Origin of the sequence: Pseudomonas tensinigenes (assembly GCF_014268445.2) — a bacterium.
Taxonomy (GTDB): Bacteria; Pseudomonadota; Gammaproteobacteria; order Pseudomonadales; family Pseudomonadaceae; genus Aquipseudomonas; species Aquipseudomonas tensinigenes.
In genome coordinates, this window is record NZ_CP077089.1 from 5977400 (window position 1) to 5994315 (window position 16916).

At 58.6% G+C, this 16916-nt stretch carries 17 protein-coding genes and 1 pseudogene; 7 read left to right on the top strand and 11 right to left on the bottom strand.

Annotated features, from left to right (window positions below; genetic code table 11):
* Positions 1-34 precede the first annotated feature (34 nt).
* The 3 genes from HU718_RS26530 to HU718_RS26540 all read right to left on the bottom strand — a co-directional run bounded on the left by HU718_RS26530 (position 35) and on the right by HU718_RS26540 (position 2175).
* Positions 35-628, bottom strand: coding sequence for an HAD family hydrolase (locus HU718_RS26530; protein ID WP_186614057.1), 594 nt, complete (start codon positions 626-628; stop codon positions 35-37).
* Entirely contained in the window at positions 625-1494 is an 870-nt protein-coding gene (gene tesB / locus HU718_RS26535; RefSeq protein WP_003228466.1) for an acyl-CoA thioesterase II, read from the bottom strand. The genes HU718_RS26530 and tesB overlap by 4 nt, the downstream gene beginning before the upstream one ends.
* A gap of 111 nt (positions 1495-1605) precedes the next feature.
* Complete coding sequence (locus tag HU718_RS26540; protein ID WP_186614059.1) at positions 1606-2175, bottom strand: GNAT family N-acetyltransferase; 570 nt, start codon at positions 2173-2175, stop codon at positions 1606-1608.
* Positions 2176-2257: 82 nt separating this feature from the next.
* Between HU718_RS26540 and HU718_RS26545 the strand changes: the two genes are divergently transcribed.
* Positions 2258-3178 carry a histone deacetylase family protein gene (locus tag HU718_RS26545; RefSeq protein ID WP_186614061.1) on the top strand — a complete coding sequence of 307 codons (921 nt, stop codon included), beginning with the start codon at positions 2258-2260 and terminating at the stop codon, positions 3176-3178.
* A 279-nt stretch (positions 3179-3457) separates the two neighbouring features.
* The gene (locus tag HU718_RS26550) at positions 3458-4693 is read left to right on the top strand and encodes a TIGR03862 family flavoprotein (protein ID WP_186614166.1); all 1236 of its coding nucleotides are present in this window, start codon (positions 3458-3460) and stop codon (positions 4691-4693) included.
* Positions 4694-5043: 350 nt separating this feature from the next.
* Here the strand turns inward: HU718_RS26550 and rhlE1 are convergent, their stop codons facing one another.
* Both rhlE1 and yedA read right to left on the bottom strand, forming a co-directional pair.
* Entirely contained in the window at positions 5044-6381 is a 1338-nt protein-coding gene (rhlE1, locus tag HU718_RS26555; RefSeq protein ID WP_016986155.1) for an RNA helicase RhlE1, read from the bottom strand.
* Positions 6382-6433: 52 nt separating this feature from the next.
* The gene (gene yedA, locus HU718_RS26560; protein ID WP_110720298.1) at positions 6434-7369 is read right to left on the bottom strand and encodes a drug/metabolite exporter YedA; all 936 of its coding nucleotides are present in this window, start codon (positions 7367-7369) and stop codon (positions 6434-6436) included.
* Positions 7370-7532: 163 nt separating this feature from the next.
* Here yedA and HU718_RS26565 point away from each other — a divergent pair, with 163 nt between their 5' ends.
* Positions 7533-7988: an Lrp/AsnC family transcriptional regulator gene (locus HU718_RS26565; protein WP_150706848.1), complete on the top strand. Its 456-nt coding sequence runs from the start codon at positions 7533-7535 to the stop codon at positions 7986-7988.
* 153 nt (positions 7989-8141) lie between these two features.
* Here the strand turns inward: HU718_RS26565 and HU718_RS26570 are convergent, their stop codons facing one another.
* Positions 8142-8654, bottom strand: coding sequence for a BRO-N domain-containing protein (locus HU718_RS26570; RefSeq protein WP_186614063.1), 513 nt, complete (start codon positions 8652-8654; stop codon positions 8142-8144).
* 451 nt (positions 8655-9105) lie between these two features.
* On the opposite strand from HU718_RS26570, the gene HU718_RS26575 reads away from it, so the two are divergent.
* Both HU718_RS26575 and HU718_RS26580 read left to right on the top strand, forming a co-directional pair.
* Positions 9106-10110: a KIAA2012 family protein gene (locus HU718_RS26575; RefSeq protein ID WP_186614065.1), complete on the top strand. Its 1005-nt coding sequence runs from the start codon at positions 9106-9108 to the stop codon at positions 10108-10110.
* A gap of 33 nt (positions 10111-10143) precedes the next feature.
* Positions 10144-10218, top strand: a pseudogene (locus HU718_RS26580) (Lrp/AsnC family transcriptional regulator); the annotation flags it as partial.
* Positions 10219-10346: 128 nt separating this feature from the next.
* Here the strand turns inward: HU718_RS26580 and HU718_RS26585 are convergent.
* The 3 genes from HU718_RS26585 to HU718_RS26595 all read right to left on the bottom strand — a co-directional run bounded on the left by HU718_RS26585 (position 10347) and on the right by HU718_RS26595 (position 12356).
* On the bottom strand, positions 10347-10952 hold the full coding sequence (locus HU718_RS26585; RefSeq protein WP_077574644.1) for a 3'-5' exonuclease: 606 nt from the start codon (positions 10950-10952) through the stop codon (positions 10347-10349).
* A 21-nt stretch (positions 10953-10973) separates the two neighbouring features.
* Positions 10974-11453 carry a LabA-like NYN domain-containing protein gene (locus HU718_RS26590; protein WP_007949802.1) on the bottom strand — a complete coding sequence of 160 codons (480 nt, stop codon included), beginning with the start codon at positions 11451-11453 and terminating at the stop codon, positions 10974-10976.
* 138 nt (positions 11454-11591) lie between these two features.
* On the bottom strand, positions 11592-12356 hold the full coding sequence (locus HU718_RS26595; protein ID WP_186614168.1) for a DUF2076 domain-containing protein: 765 nt from the start codon (positions 12354-12356) through the stop codon (positions 11592-11594).
* 178 nt (positions 12357-12534) lie between these two features.
* On the opposite strand from HU718_RS26595, the gene HU718_RS26600 reads away from it, so the two are divergent.
* Positions 12535-13209 carry a YciC family protein gene (locus HU718_RS26600; protein ID WP_186614068.1) on the top strand — a complete coding sequence of 225 codons (675 nt, stop codon included), beginning with the start codon at positions 12535-12537 and terminating at the stop codon, positions 13207-13209.
* Positions 13210-13284: 75 nt separating this feature from the next.
* Positions 13285-14364 (top strand): endonuclease/exonuclease/phosphatase family protein, encoded by a 1080-nt coding sequence (locus tag HU718_RS26605; RefSeq protein ID WP_186614070.1) that lies wholly within the window; start codon positions 13285-13287, stop codon positions 14362-14364.
* A gap of 126 nt (positions 14365-14490) precedes the next feature.
* Here the strand turns inward: HU718_RS26605 and HU718_RS26610 are convergent, their stop codons facing one another.
* The gene (locus HU718_RS26610) at positions 14491-15675 is read right to left on the bottom strand and encodes an MFS transporter (protein WP_095121632.1); all 1185 of its coding nucleotides are present in this window, start codon (positions 15673-15675) and stop codon (positions 14491-14493) included.
* Complete coding sequence (locus HU718_RS26615) at positions 15672-16907, bottom strand: ATP-grasp domain-containing protein (RefSeq protein WP_186614072.1); 1236 nt, start codon at positions 16905-16907, stop codon at positions 15672-15674. Before HU718_RS26615 ends, HU718_RS26610 begins: the two co-directional genes overlap by 4 nt.
* Between the last annotated feature and the right edge of the window lie 9 nt (positions 16908-16916).

Sequence of the window (16916 nt, forward strand, 5' to 3'; positions counted from 1 at the left end):
GCTCGCGAAGGCGTCTTTCCAGACAGCAAAAATCTCAGGCCAGCAGCATCCGCCGCAACTCGACACAATCCTTCGCATGCCAATCGGTCAGCTCCGGCCACGGGTTATCCGGCAGATTCACCAACACCGTGCGCGCCCCCGCCGCCCGCCCGCAATCCAGATCAAAGCGGTAATCACCGACCATGACCATCTCGCTGGCCGGCACTTCCCAGGCGTCTGCCAGTTTCAGCAACCCACCCGGATGCGGCTTCGGTGGTGCTTCATCACGGCCCAACACATCTTCCACCGCGAAGCAGTCGGCCAAACCAATCGCCTGCAGGGTCACGTGCGCCAGTTCCCGCGCGTTGCGGGTCAGAATGCCGAGGCGATAACCGCGCGCATGCAGATCACGCACCAGCTCCACCGCTCCGGTGGCCGGGGTCGAACCCAGCGCCAGATCCCTTTCGTGTTCCAGCAGCCAGGCGTGTTTCGCAGCCGCCTCATCCGTCGGCAATGCCGCAAGATGGGTGAGGATGTCGTCCTCCGGCGGAATTGCCAGCGCCACGCGAATCGCCGCGAAATCATGCACGGCGACGGTCAGCGTGCCATCCATGTCGAACACCCAGTGCTTCACCTCTTTCAGGCTCATGCCCAATCCTTGCGATGGCGGATCAGGCCTTCCTGCGTCACCGACGCGACCAGTTGGCCGGCGCGGTTGTACACGCTGCCACGGGAGAAACCACGGGAATTACCGGCCCACGGGCTGTCCATCGCGTAGAGCAACCAGTCATCGGCGCGCAGATCATTGTGAAACCACAGCGCGTGATCGAGGCTGGCGACCTGCATGTCTTTCTGCCAGACCGATTTGCCGTGGGGCAGCATCGAGGTGGTCAGCAAACCGAAGTCGGAAGCGTAGGCGAGCAGGTATTTGTGCAGCGCCGGGATGTCGGCCAATGCGCCGTCGGCACGGAACCACACGTACTTCACCGGATCGGCCGGCTGCGGGTTGTACGGGTCTTTTTCGGTGACCGGGCGTACTTCGATCGGTTTCGGGCACAGCAGTTTTTCGCGCATGTGCTCCGGGATCAGGTGCGCGCGTTGCTGGGTCAGTTCCAGCTCCGACGGCAGGTTTTCCGGGCCGACCACCACGGGCATCTGACTCTGGTGCTCGAAGCCTGCCTCGTCGTATTGAAACGAAGCGCTGCAGGTGAAAATCGGATGGCCTTTCTGGATCGCCGTGACACGACGAGTGCTGAAACTGCCGCCATCGCGCACGCGATCAACCGAATAAACCACTGGCAACTTGGCGTCGCCCGGACGCAGGAAATAACCGTGCATCGAGTGCACGTGGCGCGCTTCTTCAACCGTCTGACTGGCCGCCGACAGCGACTGACCGAGCACCTGACCACCGAACAACTGACGGAAACCCAAGTCCTGGCTACGGCCACGGAACAGGTTTTCTTCGATCGGTTCCAGGGTCAGCAGGTCGACCAGATCTTCCAACACTTGGCTCATTCAGACTCTCCTCACACAAAGCACTATGCCGCGCAGTCTTGGCTGCGGCGGCCGATTCAAATTCTGGCGCGGGCCAATGATATGGCGGCCATTGTAAACGTCCGTGTCGGCTTATCCATGCAAGGTTTGCAGCCATTGTTCCCGAGTGATGCGGTACAGCACATGCCGACGCAACGGATGATCGACGGCCAGTTTCGGGTGATCGAAATCATCCTCGGGGGCGTGATGCATGCCGATCGCCTGCATGACCTTCTCCGAAGGCAGATTGGATTGCGCGGTGAAGGAGACGACTTCCTTCAGCGCCAACCGATCAAAGCCACAGCGCAGAGCGGTCCACGCTGCTTCGCTGGCATAGCCCAGGCCCCAATGTTCCTTGGCCAGGCGCCAGCCGATTTCCACCGCGGGGGTGAACGGCGCATCGAAACCGACCACGCCGAGTCCGGTGAAACCGATGAATTCACCGCTGTCCTTGCGCTCCAGCGCCCACAAGCCGAAACCGTGCTCGGCAAAATGCCCGCGAATCCGGCCGATCATCGACGCGCTCTCCAGGCGGCTCAACGGTTCCGGAAAATAGCGCATCACCTGAGGATCGGCGCACATCGCGGCAAATGCCGGCAAATCCTCGTCCTGCCACTGACGCATCAGCAAGCGCGCGCTTTCGAGTTCCAGTATCGGCTCCATCGTGCCCCTCCGTTTCCATGCCGCAAGTCTACATCGCTGGTAGGATCCTTCACTCTTTCCTACGTTCCTACATGAATTCGCCATGCCACTGCCGCTGATCTACCACGAAGACTACAGCCCCGAGTTTCCGGCGGATCACCGCTTCCCGATGGACAAGTTTCGCCTGCTGCGCGATCACCTCGTCGACAGCGGTCTGACCCGCGATGCCGACCTGCTCCGCCCGGAGATCTGCCCCAACGACATCCTCGCCCTCGCCCATGACCGTGCGTATATCGAACGCTACATGAGCGGCGAGTTGTCCCGCGAAGACCAGCGGCGTCTTGGCCTGCCGTGGAATGAAGCTTTGGCGCGGCGTACGGTGCGGGCGGTCGGCGGTTCGATTCTGGCGGCTGAAAAAGCTCTGGAACACGGTCTGGCCTGTCACTTGGCCGGCGGCACTCATCATGCGCACTACGACTACCCGGCAGGCTTCTGCATCTTCAATGACCTGGCGATCATCAGCCATTACCTGCTGCAAAGTGGTCGGGTGAATAGCGTGTTGATCTTCGATTGCGATGTGCATCAGGGCGACGGCACGGCGCGGATTCTCCATGACACGCCGGAGGCGATTACCGTTTCCCTGCACTGCGAGAAGAATTTTCCTGCACGCAAGGCGGAAAGTGACTGGGATATCCCGCTGCCCAAGGGCATGGGCGACGCTGATTATTTGAAAGTGGTCGACGACACACTCAACTATTTACTGCCGCTGTACCAACCGGATCTGGTGCTGTACGACGCCGGTGTTGATGTGCACAAGGACGATGCCCTCGGTTATCTACAGCTCACCGACGAGGGCGTCGCCGCCCGAGATGAAAGCGTGATGCGCCATTGCCTGGGCCGCGACATTCCGGTGGTCGGTGTGATTGGCGGCGGTTACAGCAAGGATCGCCACGCCCTCGCCCGCCGCCACGGCATCCTCCATCACAGCGCGCAACGGGTCTGGCAGTCACACGGTTGTCATTGAGCTGTGCTGCGTTACCCACAATGGCTGTGGAACTGCCTGTGGATAACCTGAGTGAAAGGGACTACAGGCCATACCGGTTATGGCCTGTAGCGCGCTGATCATTTTTCAACCAACATTCTGAGCCAACACAAATCCTGTAGGAGTGAGCCTGCTCGCGATAGCGTCAACACCTTCAACATTAACTTGGCTGATACACCGCTATCGCGAGCAGGCTCACTCCTACAAAAGATCTCGGCTGTTAGAATGCGCGCCTTATCCCGCCATACCGCAGCGCAAGCCATGACCCAGAACTCCGCCTCCTCCCCCGCTCACGTCGCCATCATCGGTGGTGGCCCCGCCGGCCTGATGGCCGCCGAAGTGCTGAGCCAGGCCGGAATCCGCGTCGACCTCTACGACGGCATGCCCTCGGTCGGCCGCAAGTTCCTTCTGGCCGGCGTCGGCGGCATGAACATCACCCACTCCGAAGCCTACCCGGCGTTTCTCTCGCGTTACGCCGAACGCGCCCCGCAAATCGCCCCGCTGCTGCGCGGCTTCGACGCCGATGCGTTGTGCCAATGGATTCATGATCTGGGTATCGAAACCTTTATCGGCAGCTCCGGCCGCGTATTCCCGACGGACATGAAAGCCGCGCCACTGTTGCGCGCCTGGCTCAAACGCCTGCGCGATAGCGGCGTAGTTATCCACACCCGCCACCGCTGGCTCGGCTGGGACGAACATGGCGCACTGCGCATCGACAGCCCGGAAGGTGAAATCACCGTCAAACCCGACGCCACCCTGCTCGCCCTCGGCGGCGGCAGCTGGTCGCGCCTCGGTTCCGACGGCGCGTGGATGCTGCCGCTGGAGCAACACGGTGTAGGACTTGCGCCGTTGCAGCCGAGTAATTGCGGCTTCGAAGTGCAGGCCTGGAGCGATTTGATGGTCAGTAAATTCGCCGGCGCGCCGCTGAAAAATATCGCCATCGGTTTGAACGACGACATTCCGCGCTTGGGCGAATGCGTGATCACCGCGACCGGCATTGAAGGTAGTCTGATTTATGCGTTGTCGGCGCCGATTCGTGAGTCGATCAATCAGTATGGCGCGGCGGTTATTCACATTGATCTGTTGCCCGGCCGGCCTGTGGATAAATTGCAGACGGCGTTAAGCAAGCCCCGTGGCTCGCGCTCGATGGCCAAGCATCTGCACAGTCAGGTCGGGATTGATGGGGTTAAAGCGGCGTTGTTGCGTGAACTCACTGATGCGGCGACCTTCGCCGATCCGGCGTTATTGGCGCGGGCGATCAAGGCATTGCCGCTGACGTTGGTGAAAACGCGGCCATTGGACGAGGCGATCAGCAGTGCCGGGGGCGTGACGTTCGAGGCGATGGATGAGCGCTTGATGCTCAAGGCGTTGCCGGGGGTGTTCTGCGCGGGCGAGATGCTCGATTGGGAAGCGCCGACGGGCGGGTATTTGCTGACGGGGTGCTTTGCCAGCGGGCGGGCGGCGGGGTTGGGTATTGTGCAGTGGCTGAAAAGCTAAACCCTCACCCCAGCCCTCTCCCAGAGGGAGAGGGGGCCGACCGGGGTGTCTGACGTCATCCATCGACCTGAAAGACCGAGTCGATTATGGATTTGGCCAGCCAACCGAAGTGTCTGGCGAAGGTCCTGTCGATTATGGATTCACAACAGAAGAATCAGGTCGGCGTACTTCGCAAGCATCCCCCAATCAGTCCCCTCTCCCTCCGGGAGAGGGGGCCGACCTAGATGTCAGGCGAAAGCTTTTTCGATTATGGATTCACAGCCATAGGATCAGGTCGGCGTACTTCGCGAACATCCCCCAATCAGTCCCCTCTCCCCCCGGGAGAGGGTTAGGGTGAGGGGCTTTTGACCTTAAGGCTTACGCTTACGCGGCCCAGTGTTAAACACCGGCACCTTACGCACAGGCTTGATCGAAGGCTCCGGCGCCTGCGTCTCGCCGCTGTCGACCCACTTGCCCAGATTGCGCTTGCCGCCACCGCCCGACGCTTTCGGCTTCTTCGGTTTTTTCGGCTTCTTGATCACCTGACCACTGGCATCGGTATCCGGCACACGGTGCTCTGGTTCGAAATCCGGCTCGTTCTGACGCTTCAACGTCTGGCGAGTCAGCATTTCAATCGCCGACAACATGTTCACTTCATCCGCGCAGACCAGCGAGATCGCCTCACCGGTTGCACCCGCACGACCGGTACGACCAATGCGGTGGATGTAGTCTTCAGCCACGATTGGCAGATCGAAGTTGATCACCAGCGGCAGATCTTCGATATCCAGACCCCGCGCCGCCACATCAGTCGCGACCAGAATCTGCACTTCACTGAGCTTGAAACGATCCAGCGCGCGCTGACGGGTCGCCTGTGGTTTGTCGCCGTGGATACCGTCGGCATTCACACCGAGGCCCTGGAGTTTTTCCACCAGCGCATCGACACCATTGCGGGTCTTGGCGAACACCAGCACCTGCTTCCACTTGTTCTTGCGCATCAGGTGCACGAACAGTTCAGCCTTGCGCTTCTTGTCCACCGTGACGATCCACTGCTTGACGGTGTTGGCCGCAACGTTGCGCGGGCTGACTTCGACGGTCAGCGGATCGTTGAGCATCTGCCCGGCCAGCAGGCGGATGTCATCGGAAAAGGTCGCGGAGAACAGCAGGGTCTGGCGCTTTTTCGGCAGCATGCGGTAAATGTTCGCCAGTTCTTCGGAGAAGCCCAGGTCGAGCATACGATCGGCTTCATCCAGCACCAGAGTCTGCAACTGATCGAGTTTCAGCGCGTTCTGGCGGAACAGGTCGATCAGACGACCTGGCGTGGCGACCAGCACATCGACGCCGCCGCGCAGCTTCATCATCTGCGGATTGATGCTGACACCGCCGTAAACCGCATAAGTGCGCAGCGGCAGGTTTTCGGCGTACTGGCGCACAGACTCATGAACCTGCTCGGCCAGCTCACGGGTCGGCACCAGAATCAGCGCACGTGCCGAATTGGCAGCGACTTTCGGCCCTTCCATGGCCAGCAACTGCAGCAGCGGCAAGGCGAAACCGGCGGTCTTGCCGGTGCCGGTCTGGGCGGCAGCCATCAGGTCACGACCGGCCAGCACGGCCGGAATGGCTTGCGCCTGAACCGGCGTCGGGGTCTGGTAGCCGAGCGTCTCGAGGGAGCGCAGCAAGGGTTCGATCAGGCCAAGGGTGGCGAAAGTCATGGGAGTACCGTAGGAAAAAATGACGCGGGCATGCAATGCCGCGCAGTTTACCCTAATTCGTACGCTGTTCTTCGCGAACGGCTGTCGGCGCTACGATCGGCGGCTGTGCCGGACGGCGCCACTGCGGCAGTCCGATCAACACCACAGCGCTGATGATCACCAGCATCGCCAGCGCTTCCTCGATCCCGATGGTCTCGCCAACAAACACAATCCCCAGCAACACCGCCACCGCCGGGTTGACGTAGGCATAACTGGTCGCCGCCGCTGGACGCACGTGCTTGAGCAAATACATATAAGAGTTGAAGGCGATGATTGATCCAAAGAAGATCAGATAGGCCAGCGCCAGCCAGCCTTCAACTGGCGGCATTGCTTGCAGACGCTCGCCACTGACGGCGCTGCCGATCAGCAGCACCACACCGCCGACCAGCATTTCCACCGCACTGGCCATCGCGCCCTGCGGCAACGGCAAATGTCTGCTCCACACCGAACCGAACGCCCAGGTCGCCGCCGCGAAAATCAACAGCGCCGCGCCCATCGGACTCGATTGCAAGTTGGAACCCATGTTGAGCATGGCGATGCCAATAATCCCCAACGCCACCCCAGCCCACTCGAGACGGGTATTACGCGCGCCCCAGAAATAACCGCACAGCAAAGTAAACAGCGGCACCGTCGCCACCGCCAACGCAGCAACCCCGGAAGCCACACCGGTGTGCTCGGCCACACTCACCGCGCCGTTACCGAAACTGAGCAGCAAAATGCCGATGATCCCCGCCGCTTTCCACTGCGCCCAGGTCGGCGCCGGAGCCCCGCGCCAGCGCAAGAACGCATACATCAGGCTGCCGGCGATCACGAAGCGCACCCCGCCGAGCATCAGCGGCGGCCAGTACTCGACGCCAATGCGGATCACCAGATAGGTCGATCCCCAAATCACGTACAGCGCAAAAAACGCGGCGATCAGCGGCAAGGAAAAACGGCGCAAGGCAGGCATGGGCAACTCGAAAGTCTGGCTCAGGGGATGGATTATTCTAGAAAGGCTGACGAGCAAAAATAAGTTACAAAACCTGTTTATAGCGCCGGTACACTTTGGAAATCACGGAGATCGCTGGAATAAACCACGATTTCGAAAGTCTGGCATTTTCAGGAGTCCGGCCTTGGACAAATACGACCGCATGCTGCTCAGCGCCCTGCTCGAAAATGGCCGCGCGTCCTACGCCGACCTCGCACGCAAAGTGAACCTCTCCGCCCCCGCCGTCGCCGAGCGCGTGGCCAAGCTTGAGGCATCCGGGGTGATTACCGGATATGAGGCGAAAATTGACCTGTCGAAAATCGGCCTGCCGATCCAGTGCATGATCGAATTACGCCTGCACCAGAACGGCAGTCAGAAGGTCTACGACGAACTGGTGAAAATCCCGCAACTGACCGAATGCTTTCGAGTAACGGGCGATCCGTGCGTGATGATGAAGGCTGCTGTGGGGTCAATGACGGAGCTTGAGGAATTGATCAATCGGGTGGCGAAGTTTGGCTTCAGCAAGACGTCGATTGTGCTGTCGAGCGCGATCGAAAAACGCGTGCCGCTCGGCCAGATCGAAGGCAACGGCAAATCCTGAGAACGATGATGCCCCGTGTGGGAGCGAGCCTGCTCGCGAAAGCGGTGTATCAGTCGATACAAATTTTGGCTGACACACCGTCATCGCGAGCAGGTTCATAGCTCATTCACCCGATCAAAAATCAACTTTCCATCCTGAAACAACTAGCGGTCTTCATCTGTAGCTGGCCCCTTCCTGAGTCAACATGTACGGCATGTCTCGCATGCGTATCCATGGCTCATTGCGCCAATGCAGAAGCCTCAACGTTTCCCCGGCACACATAATCAAGCGCAGATGTGGATCTGGAACTGACTTCGAACTCTGACGAAGCATTGGCACAATCTCGTGAGTCAGCCAACGACGCAGATGACGGTTCTCTGGGGAATAATGATAAACCAGCATTGCGTAAACCCCTGACTCGCTCAGCATCAAAAACTCTTGAGCACCATCATTACCTGACAGATGCATCATCCGCCGCTGATCCTCATCCAGCTTGAGCACTTGCCGCGAATTGATTTCCAGCCCCATGAGACGACCGATGTCTCGGGCACAGAACCAAGCTTCTGCATGTTGCAGAGTAGCCCGCAGTTGAATGTGATGACGGATGAACAATAGGGGTTGTATGAGCGGCTCACGAGGGATTGCTGAACCGAAAGTTTCTGAGTGCGTGGGGACAACCTTGACCATGACAAATCTCCTTAGAACATCGGAGCGGCCCGCATCACTTGCAGATGATGGGTGGCAGCTGTGCGCGGGTCTGCAAGACCGAGTAGGAGACCTCGGCAGACCCGAAGGTCTCCCGCACACAGCTACCATAAATCGATAGTCGCTAATTGAAGCGACGCGATTATAGGTTTGCCAGTGGTCTCCTAACAAACAATCGGCGGGCTTGCAGTCCCGATCGCTGAATTTGCAGCGACGCACAGAGGTTAACGGTAGGGTTATCTGGGCTCAAGACAGATTCCCCCTAAACTTCAGTAGGATGCTTCCCCAAACCATACACGTAACTAAACAACCGATTTACACGAGACTTTTGGTCGATGGACGCCACCCAGCGCAGCAGCTAATGTCCTGAATATGCCGAGAATCGGTCTTTCTCAAAAAATAAAAAACCGAAAGAAATGAAAGGAGTTCAAAAATGACGTGGAAGGGAACCCTACGCTCAATGCAGGCGTCAGCCAGAAGAGCTGAGCGCAACTCAAAACGGCGCCAACGTGAATTGCAGGTGCGTCAGAAAGAGTTCGAGAAAATGGAGGCTCTTGAACAGGCCGCGTACGAAGTTGAAGTCTACGAAAATCACATAGATTTGTTGCTGTCTGTGCATAAAGACTGTGGCGAGAGGATTGATTGGAGTGAGTTCGCTAATCAACCGCCACCGATAAAACCCGCCGCACTAAATACTCATGAAAACCAGGCTAGGGCGAGACAGGCCAGCTATAAACCTGGCTTCATTGCGCGCACTTTAAAACTTGAGGCCAGACAGCGTAAAAAACTGGAATTCGCTATTCAAGCAGCGGCTGCCAAAGACTCGCAGCAGTTGGCTCAAGAGGTAACGGAGTGGGAAGCGGAGCATCAGGATTGGAAAATAGATCACGAACTCGCGCTGGGAATTCTCGCCGGCAATGGCCAATCGAAAATTGATGCAGTTTTGCGCGTGAATCCGTTCACGGATATTTCCCATTTAGGCACATCTATTAATTTCTCGGTCGCAGACACTGGAATTCTCGAGTGCACGCTCTCGGTACACGGGACCAAAGTGATCCCTCAAGAGATCAAGTCACTGCTGCAGAGCGGAAAATTATCGGTGAAAAAAATGCCAATCAGCAAATTTAATGAGCTGTTACAGGACTACGTATCCAGCTGCGTTTTGCGTGTGGGTCAAGAACTGCTAAGTATTCTTCCCGAGCGCCTCGTCATTGTTACGGCGGTTGACTCTCTTCTCAACTCCGCAACCGGCCATCTCGAAGATCAGCCGATCCTCAGCGTCGCGCTTGCACGCGAGACGCTATTCAAACTCAACATGCAAAGCATCGATCCATCCGATTCGATGAAGAACTTTGTACACACGATGAATTTCAAGAAAACAACCGGATTTATGCCGGTGGACAAGGTTGATAGTCAACAATTCGCCAGTCTGGCCTGACGCGAAAAGATCGCAGCCTTCGACAGCTCCTAGACCTCGATTGTGCTGTCGAGCGCGATCGAAAAGCGCGTGCCGTTAGGCCAGATCGAAGGCAACGGCAAATCCTGAGAACGATGATGCGCCATGTGGGAGCGAGCTTGCTCGCGAAAGCGGTAGATCAGTCACATTGAAGTTGAATGACACACCGCATTCGCGAGCAAGCTCGCTCCCACAGGGGTTTTGTGTTGGGCTTGGGATCAGCGATAGCGCTGCAGATGTTCGCTGACTTTCGCGGCCGGGACTTTCTGCAGTTTGCACAGCAGGTCATGCGATAGCTCGCTTACACCGTGCTTGTGCCGCAACTCATCCGCCAGATGCGCCATCAGGTTGGCCGCCATCTCGGCATCGGCCATGGCCCGGTGAGCCTGGCCGGTATGCGGCAAACGCGCAAACGTGGTGAGCGTACCGAGCTTGTGATTCGGCGCCGCAGGCATCAAGCGCCGGGCAAGGAGCAGCGAACATGCAAAATTCTGCAACCGCGTACGCTTGATCCGCCCCAGTTCAAAGTCCCAGAACTTCTGGTCGAACGAGGCGTTGTGCGCCACCAGCGGCGTGCAGCCGACAAACTCATTGACCTCGTTCATCACCTGCTCGGCCGAGGGCGCGGTGCGCAGCATGGCGTTGCTGATGCCGGTCAGTTGTTCGATGAACGCGGGGACGCGGACGCCGGCGTTCATCAGGCTCTGGTAACGCTCGACGATGCGGCCGTTTTCCAGCATGACCACGGCGATTTCCGTAGCGCGGCAGTTGCTGTTCGGCGACAGGCCAGTGGTTTCAAAGTCGATGACTGCAATGCGTTCCAAACCGGGTGGTACTCCGTCAAATCAATTCTTTAGAAGCAGCGCGCCTTCGATCGGCACGTAACGGCTGGCGGCGCGGATCAGCGAATTGGCGGTCAGGCCCGGCACGCCATAGGCTACCGCTTGCACGCCGTGTTTGCTGATGATGCGTTCGAGCAGCATGTCGAAATCGCCATCACCGGAGGCCAGCACAATTTCGTCGACATGGTCGGCGGCATCCATGATGTCGAGGGTGATGCCCACGTCCCAGTCGCCCTTGGCCGAGCCGTCGCTGCGCTGGATGTAGGGTTTGAGTTTCACGGTGAAACCGAGGTTGCGCAGGATCTGCTGGAACTGCTGCTGCTTGCTGTCGCCACGGTCGATCGCGTAGGCGTAGGCCTCGACGATCTGCCCGTCCTTGCTGATGTCTGCCCACAGCGCGGCGTAGTTGAAGTGACAACCATAGGCCTGACGCACGGTGTAGTAGAGGTTCTGCACGTCGGCGAACACTGCGATTTTTTTCACCGGAGTTCCTGTGGGCGCGCAAGCGCACGAAGCGGGATCAGGCGCCAGGCCCGAAAAAGGCGCTCAGTATGCCAGTCCGAAGGAGGGTTCCGCGAATAATCGGCCCGGAGCCCTCAGGGGCTCCGGACGAATGGTGAGTCAGACGAAGGAATCGTCGTCATCGAAGAACGAGGAGTTGTCGTTGTCGTTGCCGTAGTCGGTGTCGGTGAAGCCGCCCTGGTCGTTGCCAGAGAAGCCATTGTCCGCCACACGCTGATCATCGCCCCAGCCACTGCTGCTCTGGTCAGCGACCTGCGCCGGTTCTTCCTTGATCACTTCAACGATTTCTTCCGGCTGCTGGTTGTGATGGAAAAGACTGCTGATGCCCTGCGCCAGCATCACACCACCGGCCACACCAGCAGCGGTTTTCAAGGCGCCGCCAAGGAAGCTGCTGCCCGCCGCCGGAGCCGCTTGCTGAGCGTAATTAGATGGTGGTGCACCGAAGTTCTGTTGTGGCGCGGGTGCGCCGAAACTCTGCTGCGGGGCCGGTTCACGCCAGCCTCCGGTCGACGCCGGGGCGGCACTCTGAGTCGGCGCCGGACGCGGGCTGCCACCAAAAATGCTCGACAGGAAACCACCGCCGCCGCTCGGCGCGGGTGCGGCACTCTGGGTCTTGGCCGATTGCAGTTCGGCCTGCAACTGCTGGACTTGCCGGGTCAGTTGTTTGTTCTGCTCATCGAGGCTCTTGAGCGCAGCCTCTTGCACCAGAATCGCCTGGGTCATGAAATAACCTGCCGCTGGCTGGCGGGTCAGGTGTTCCTTGATCCGCGCCTCAGCCTGGGCATCGCGCGGGGCTGCCTCCGTTTCGGCCTGTTGCAGCCGGGAAAACAGTCCATCGATCAGGGTTTGCTCTTCGCTGTTCATGGCGACCTCGTAGATTGCCGGGGATAACATTGCCCTCGTCCACGTTGGCCGAGGTGCTCTCCTGTAATGGAGACGGTGACAAAACGTTTCAATGACCTTTACCGAATGTTTACGTTTGTGTCGCGCCAGCCATCATCGGTTAAAGTGAGCCACTGTTTTCCACCTGCGATACCGACTGATGAATGCCCTCGAAGTACTGCGCGACTCTCTGTATTTTTTCAAACGCCATTTGGGCAGCATCGTGCGGTTGTGCCTGCCGTTGGTGACTTTCGAAGCGTTCCTGCAACAAGTTGTCGATCACGCCAGCGGACCGGAAAACATCTCGGCGATCAGTATCGTCGTCGGTCTGCTCGTATATCCGCTGTACACCGCGGCGCTGATCCTCTTTCTCGATGCACGCAGCCGTGGCGAGGCGCCGCGCAACCGTGATCTGCTGGCGATGGCCGCCACCCTGTGGCCACGCTTCGCGCTGCTCACCGCGTTGAATACCTTGCTGATTCTGTTGGGCCTGTCGCTGTATTTCCTGCCGGGCCTGATGTTGATGGTGATGCTCGCGTTCGGCGAATACCTGCTGGTGCTGCGCGGCATGGGCCCCTTGCAGGCGATGAAAGAAAGCCTGCGCCTGACCCGTGGCCATTTCTGGCGGATCCTGCTGTGCATTCTCTGTGTGATGACGCCGCTGTGGTTGCTCAAAGGCGCGACACTGGCGGTGTACCCCGAGCCGCAGAATCCTGTGATCGCGATATTGATCGACAGTGCTCACAGCTTCCTGCAACTGTTCACCAGTGTGGTGTTGTTCCGCCTGTTCATGCTGATCAGCGAATTGCCTGACAAACGTGACAGAGTGGTCTGACAGCACTGCGCTTGGGCTTCGAGACGGCCGTCAGGTATGCTCGGTCCCACTTTCTGTAACGCTATAAGCCGAGCCATGACCCGTCTACTGCGCTACACCCTGTTACTTGCCGTGCTCACCCTCGTCCTGATCGGCGCGCTGATGTTCAGCCTGACCTGGCGCCCCGATGCCCGCGAAACCCTGCCGGTCAGTTGCACGGGAAAGCCACCGACGCTGGTGCCGGGGCAGGCGCTGAAGGTCATGACCTGGAACGTGCAGTACCTGGCCGGCAAGCGTTACGTGTTCTGGAATGATCTGGCCCAGGGCAACGATGAAGCGCCGACCCTGGAAGACATGGCCTTCAGCCTCGATGAAGTGACGCGGGTGATCCGCGACGAGCAGCCCGATGTGGTGCTGTTGCAGGAACTGGATGACGGCGCCAAGGCAAGTGACTACCAGGATCAACTGAAGTTACTGCAGGAACGCGTTGCCGACCTGTATCCGTGCAGCGCCAGCGCGTTTGACTGGAAAGCCGAATTCGTCCCCGACGCTCATGTTTTCGGTAGTGTCGGGCGACAACTGGCGACCCTGAGCCGCTACCGCATCGAACACGCCGAGCGCCTGCAATTGCCGGTCGCCTCAGCCAACTTCATCAGCCGCCAGTTCCAGCCAAAAGATGCGCTGCTCGCGACCAAACTGCCCCTGAGCGATGGCGGGCAACTGACCGTATTCAATACCCATCTGGAGCGTGCCAGGCAACCCGACGACACTTTGCAGGCGCAAGTCAGCGCCGTGGCCAAAGTGCTCGACAAGTACGAAAGTCAGGGCCTGCCGTGGTTGATCGGTGGCGACTTCAATCTGTTACCGCTTGGTCAGTATCGCCGCTTGTCTGCCGAACAACGCATGCCCTACTCAGCCGACAGCGAACTGCATCTGCTGTGGGACAAGTACCCGATGATTCCGACCAACAACGAGGCCAGCGGCATCGACCGCGCGCAGTGGCTCACCCACTACCCCAACGACCCCGGCCTGAATGGTCCGGATCGCACGGTCGACTATCTGTTCTACAGCCCGAAGATCAAACGGGTCGAGGCGATGGTGCGGCAGGACGATACCTTGCGCATCTCTGATCATTTACCGGTGATCGCCCGCTTCCTGCTCCCCGCCGCCCCATAATCGAGATAATCCCGTGTAGGAGCAGCCTTCGGCAGCTCCTACGGGAGCACGTTTGAGTGGGCTTTCTCTTGATTGCGTGCAAAACAACCGACAGCAAAAACCGGCGACTGAATGCATCTCCCACCCTCAGGATGTCTGGGCAGACCTCTGCTCGATTTCAATGCCGATAAGCGGACGCTTCATGGCCATCGACACCCACGCGCCGACGGCTGCGATGACGCAGGCGGCAAATCCCAGCAGGAAGGACAGAAAGCTGAGTTCTTGCGCGACGGCCAGAAGTCCGAGCACCGCAGCGGTGGCTTCGGCGGCCCCCCACACACAGGTCTGCACCGCCATCGCGACAGAGCTGCGCCCGCGCCATATCTTCACGGCTTGGGCCTGATACAACGGGCCACAAATCATCTCGCCAATCACGATGAACACCACGACCAGAAACAGAACCGCCTGAGCTTGCGAGGAAATGGTCAACAGCAGGCAACCCGCGCCGATCAACAGGTTTGAGACAATCACCCGCGACAAACGCGACACCCGCTGAAAAAGCGCAGTTACGTAAACCTGGCTGAAAATGATGATGCCGCTGGCGACCAGAAACAGGATGCCCACCAGCTCACTGGAAAAGCGTTCGGTCGCGTAGGTAGGAAACACGTAATAAAACTGCGCATAACCCATCATCGTCAAAAAGTTGATGGCCATGAAGGCAACAACCTTGGGCGAAGCCTCGGGCAGTCCGGCCAAGGAGGCATTACCCGCTGGCTGCAATCCCGCTGACCGGGCCACATGAGGAATCAGCGTGGTGGACGCGGTTGCCATCACGCCTAACAGTAATGGCAAGGCGACAAACCAGTAACCCGCGCCGGCCAGAATCAACGACGCAACGAAGGGCGCAACGCCAGCGCCAGCGTTGGCAGCGACATTTTCGTAGGACAGAACACGTTCATGCTCGGCCTCACCAAAGTACTGAACGATGTAGGAAATCTGGGAAATCGTAGCAATCGAATTCGCGACTCCGAACACTACCACCAGTGCGATCCACAGCAGTGTGTGGGTGATCCCCAGCGCTGCCGTCAGCAACATGCAGCACGCGGCGACCGCCACACAGAACAACGCAAGGGCAATTTCCCGCCGTCGGTCAACCTTGTCCAGCATCCCTTGAAAGGCCAATGCGCCAATGCGGTTTGAAACAATGGCGAAGCCGACGACGACGCCCGCAGCACTGGTGCTCAAGCCCACGGTCGAGTTTAGCCAGATGGCCATGAACGGGTAGAAACAGCTCCAGGCTGCAGACGAAAGAAACCGCACGAAATAGATCATTGGAATACCGGGCTTCTAGGGCCGCGATCAGTCAGAACGCGCACTTGAGCGATCTCGTCCACGACCACGTCGGCGTAGCCGGTCAGCATGCCGATCCATGCGTAGTCGGACGTACCGATCGGTACGATCAGGCTGCCGACATTGGCGATTGGCGTATGAATGGACGCCAGCGGCGGTATCTCCCAGTCTTGCACGACGGCCTCATGGTCCAGGCAATACCAGTAACTCAAGGTCTGTCGACACTGTTCGACAGGTGAGTAGTGAAGCGTGCCTTCCAGCAACCCCAACGGCAGCAACGCAACCTGTTGCAGCACGGTCGCCGGCGCCAGGTCGTAGGCCAAGGCAATTTGCTCGACGATACTTGCGCCGCCCAGACGTCCCATGTTGGCGTCGATCAGATAAGCCGTGGCTGGGGTGGCGATAAATTCGCAATGAAAGAAACCGTTATCGAATTCCGAGCGCTTGATCAGGTCGCGCACGGCCGTCTCCATTTTCGAACGAACGGAGGAAGCGATTACACCATTGGCTGGAAACCGGTTGGCAACTTCAGTGAAACCGACACGATCACGTTTGGACACGCCCAGGAACGTCACCTGCCCGTTCTGTGCAAACCCTTCCATGCTGACGAGATCGCCCACGCAATGCGCCTGAACAATCCAGGTGATGTTTTCAGGATGATCGATTCCACTCTGCAGAATTGCTGACCTGATCACTTCGGCCGGATCGGTATCCGCCGCGATCGTCAGCAGCATCGTGGCCACCGCACCTGAACCAACCGAGGGTTTCAGCACCACGTCGTTGCCCACACCCGGCGTCAACCAAGGAATGTCGAGGGTTGCATCGGCCAGCGAAACGCAGGACTCGGCCGGAACATGTTCAGGTACCAAACGCCCGACGAATTCCTTGGACGACAATTTGGCAAATACGGCTGGCGGCGCATTGAAACCAAACTCTTCGGCAATCGCCGATACCACGGGAAACAGTTCATCAAAGAAGGTTGTAATGCTGTGAATCCGACCTGCCAATTCTGCATGAGTCTTCAAGTAGGAAGACAAGGCGTCTGCATCACTGAATCCTGGAATGCAGGTGACGCCCTCGAATATAGATTTGGCCGTGCCGTGAAAACCCGATGGGTCCACGGACAGAATCGGCTCGAAACCCACGCTGCGGATCGCATCGCAAACGTACTTGATGGAAACCTTGTTGATTCCAACGATCAAAATATGGCGCATCTTTCATAT

Bases quoted from the DNA above. Each gene is read 5' to 3' on its own strand.
- HU718_RS26530 (WP_186614057.1), bottom strand. From the start codon at position 628: ATGAGCCTGAAAGAGGTGAAGCACTGGGTGTTCGACATGGATGGCACG.
- tesB (WP_003228466.1), bottom strand. From the start codon at position 1,494: ATGAGCCAAGTGTTGGAAGATCTGGTCGACCTGCTGACCCTGGAACCG.
- HU718_RS26540 (WP_186614059.1), bottom strand. From the start codon at position 2,175: ATGGAGCCGATACTGGAACTCGAAAGCGCGCGCTTGCTGATGCGTCAG.
- HU718_RS26545 (WP_186614061.1), top strand. From the start codon at position 2,258: ATGCCACTGCCGCTGATCTACCACGAAGACTACAGCCCCGAGTTTCCG.
- HU718_RS26550 (WP_186614166.1), top strand. From the start codon at position 3,458: ATGACCCAGAACTCCGCCTCCTCCCCCGCTCACGTCGCCATCATCGGT.
- rhlE1 (WP_016986155.1), bottom strand. From the start codon at position 6,381: ATGACTTTCGCCACCCTTGGCCTGATCGAACCCTTGCTGCGCTCCCTC.
- yedA (WP_110720298.1), bottom strand. From the start codon at position 7,369: ATGCCTGCCTTGCGCCGTTTTTCCTTGCCGCTGATCGCCGCGTTTTTT.
- HU718_RS26570 (WP_186614063.1), bottom strand. From the start codon at position 8,654: ATGGTCAAGGTTGTCCCCACGCACTCAGAAACTTTCGGTTCAGCAATC.
- HU718_RS26575 (WP_186614065.1), top strand. From the start codon at position 9,106: ATGACGTGGAAGGGAACCCTACGCTCAATGCAGGCGTCAGCCAGAAGA.
- HU718_RS26595 (WP_186614168.1), bottom strand. From the start codon at position 12,356: ATGAACAGCGAAGAGCAAACCCTGATCGATGGACTGTTTTCCCGGCTG.
- HU718_RS26600 (WP_186614068.1), top strand. From the start codon at position 12,535: ATGAATGCCCTCGAAGTACTGCGCGACTCTCTGTATTTTTTCAAACGC.
- HU718_RS26605 (WP_186614070.1), top strand. From the start codon at position 13,285: ATGACCCGTCTACTGCGCTACACCCTGTTACTTGCCGTGCTCACCCTC.
- HU718_RS26610 (WP_095121632.1), bottom strand. From the start codon at position 15,675: ATGATCTATTTCGTGCGGTTTCTTTCGTCTGCAGCCTGGAGCTGTTTC.
- HU718_RS26615 (WP_186614072.1), bottom strand. From the start codon at position 16,907: ATGCGCCATATTTTGATCGTTGGAATCAACAAGGTTTCCATCAAGTAC.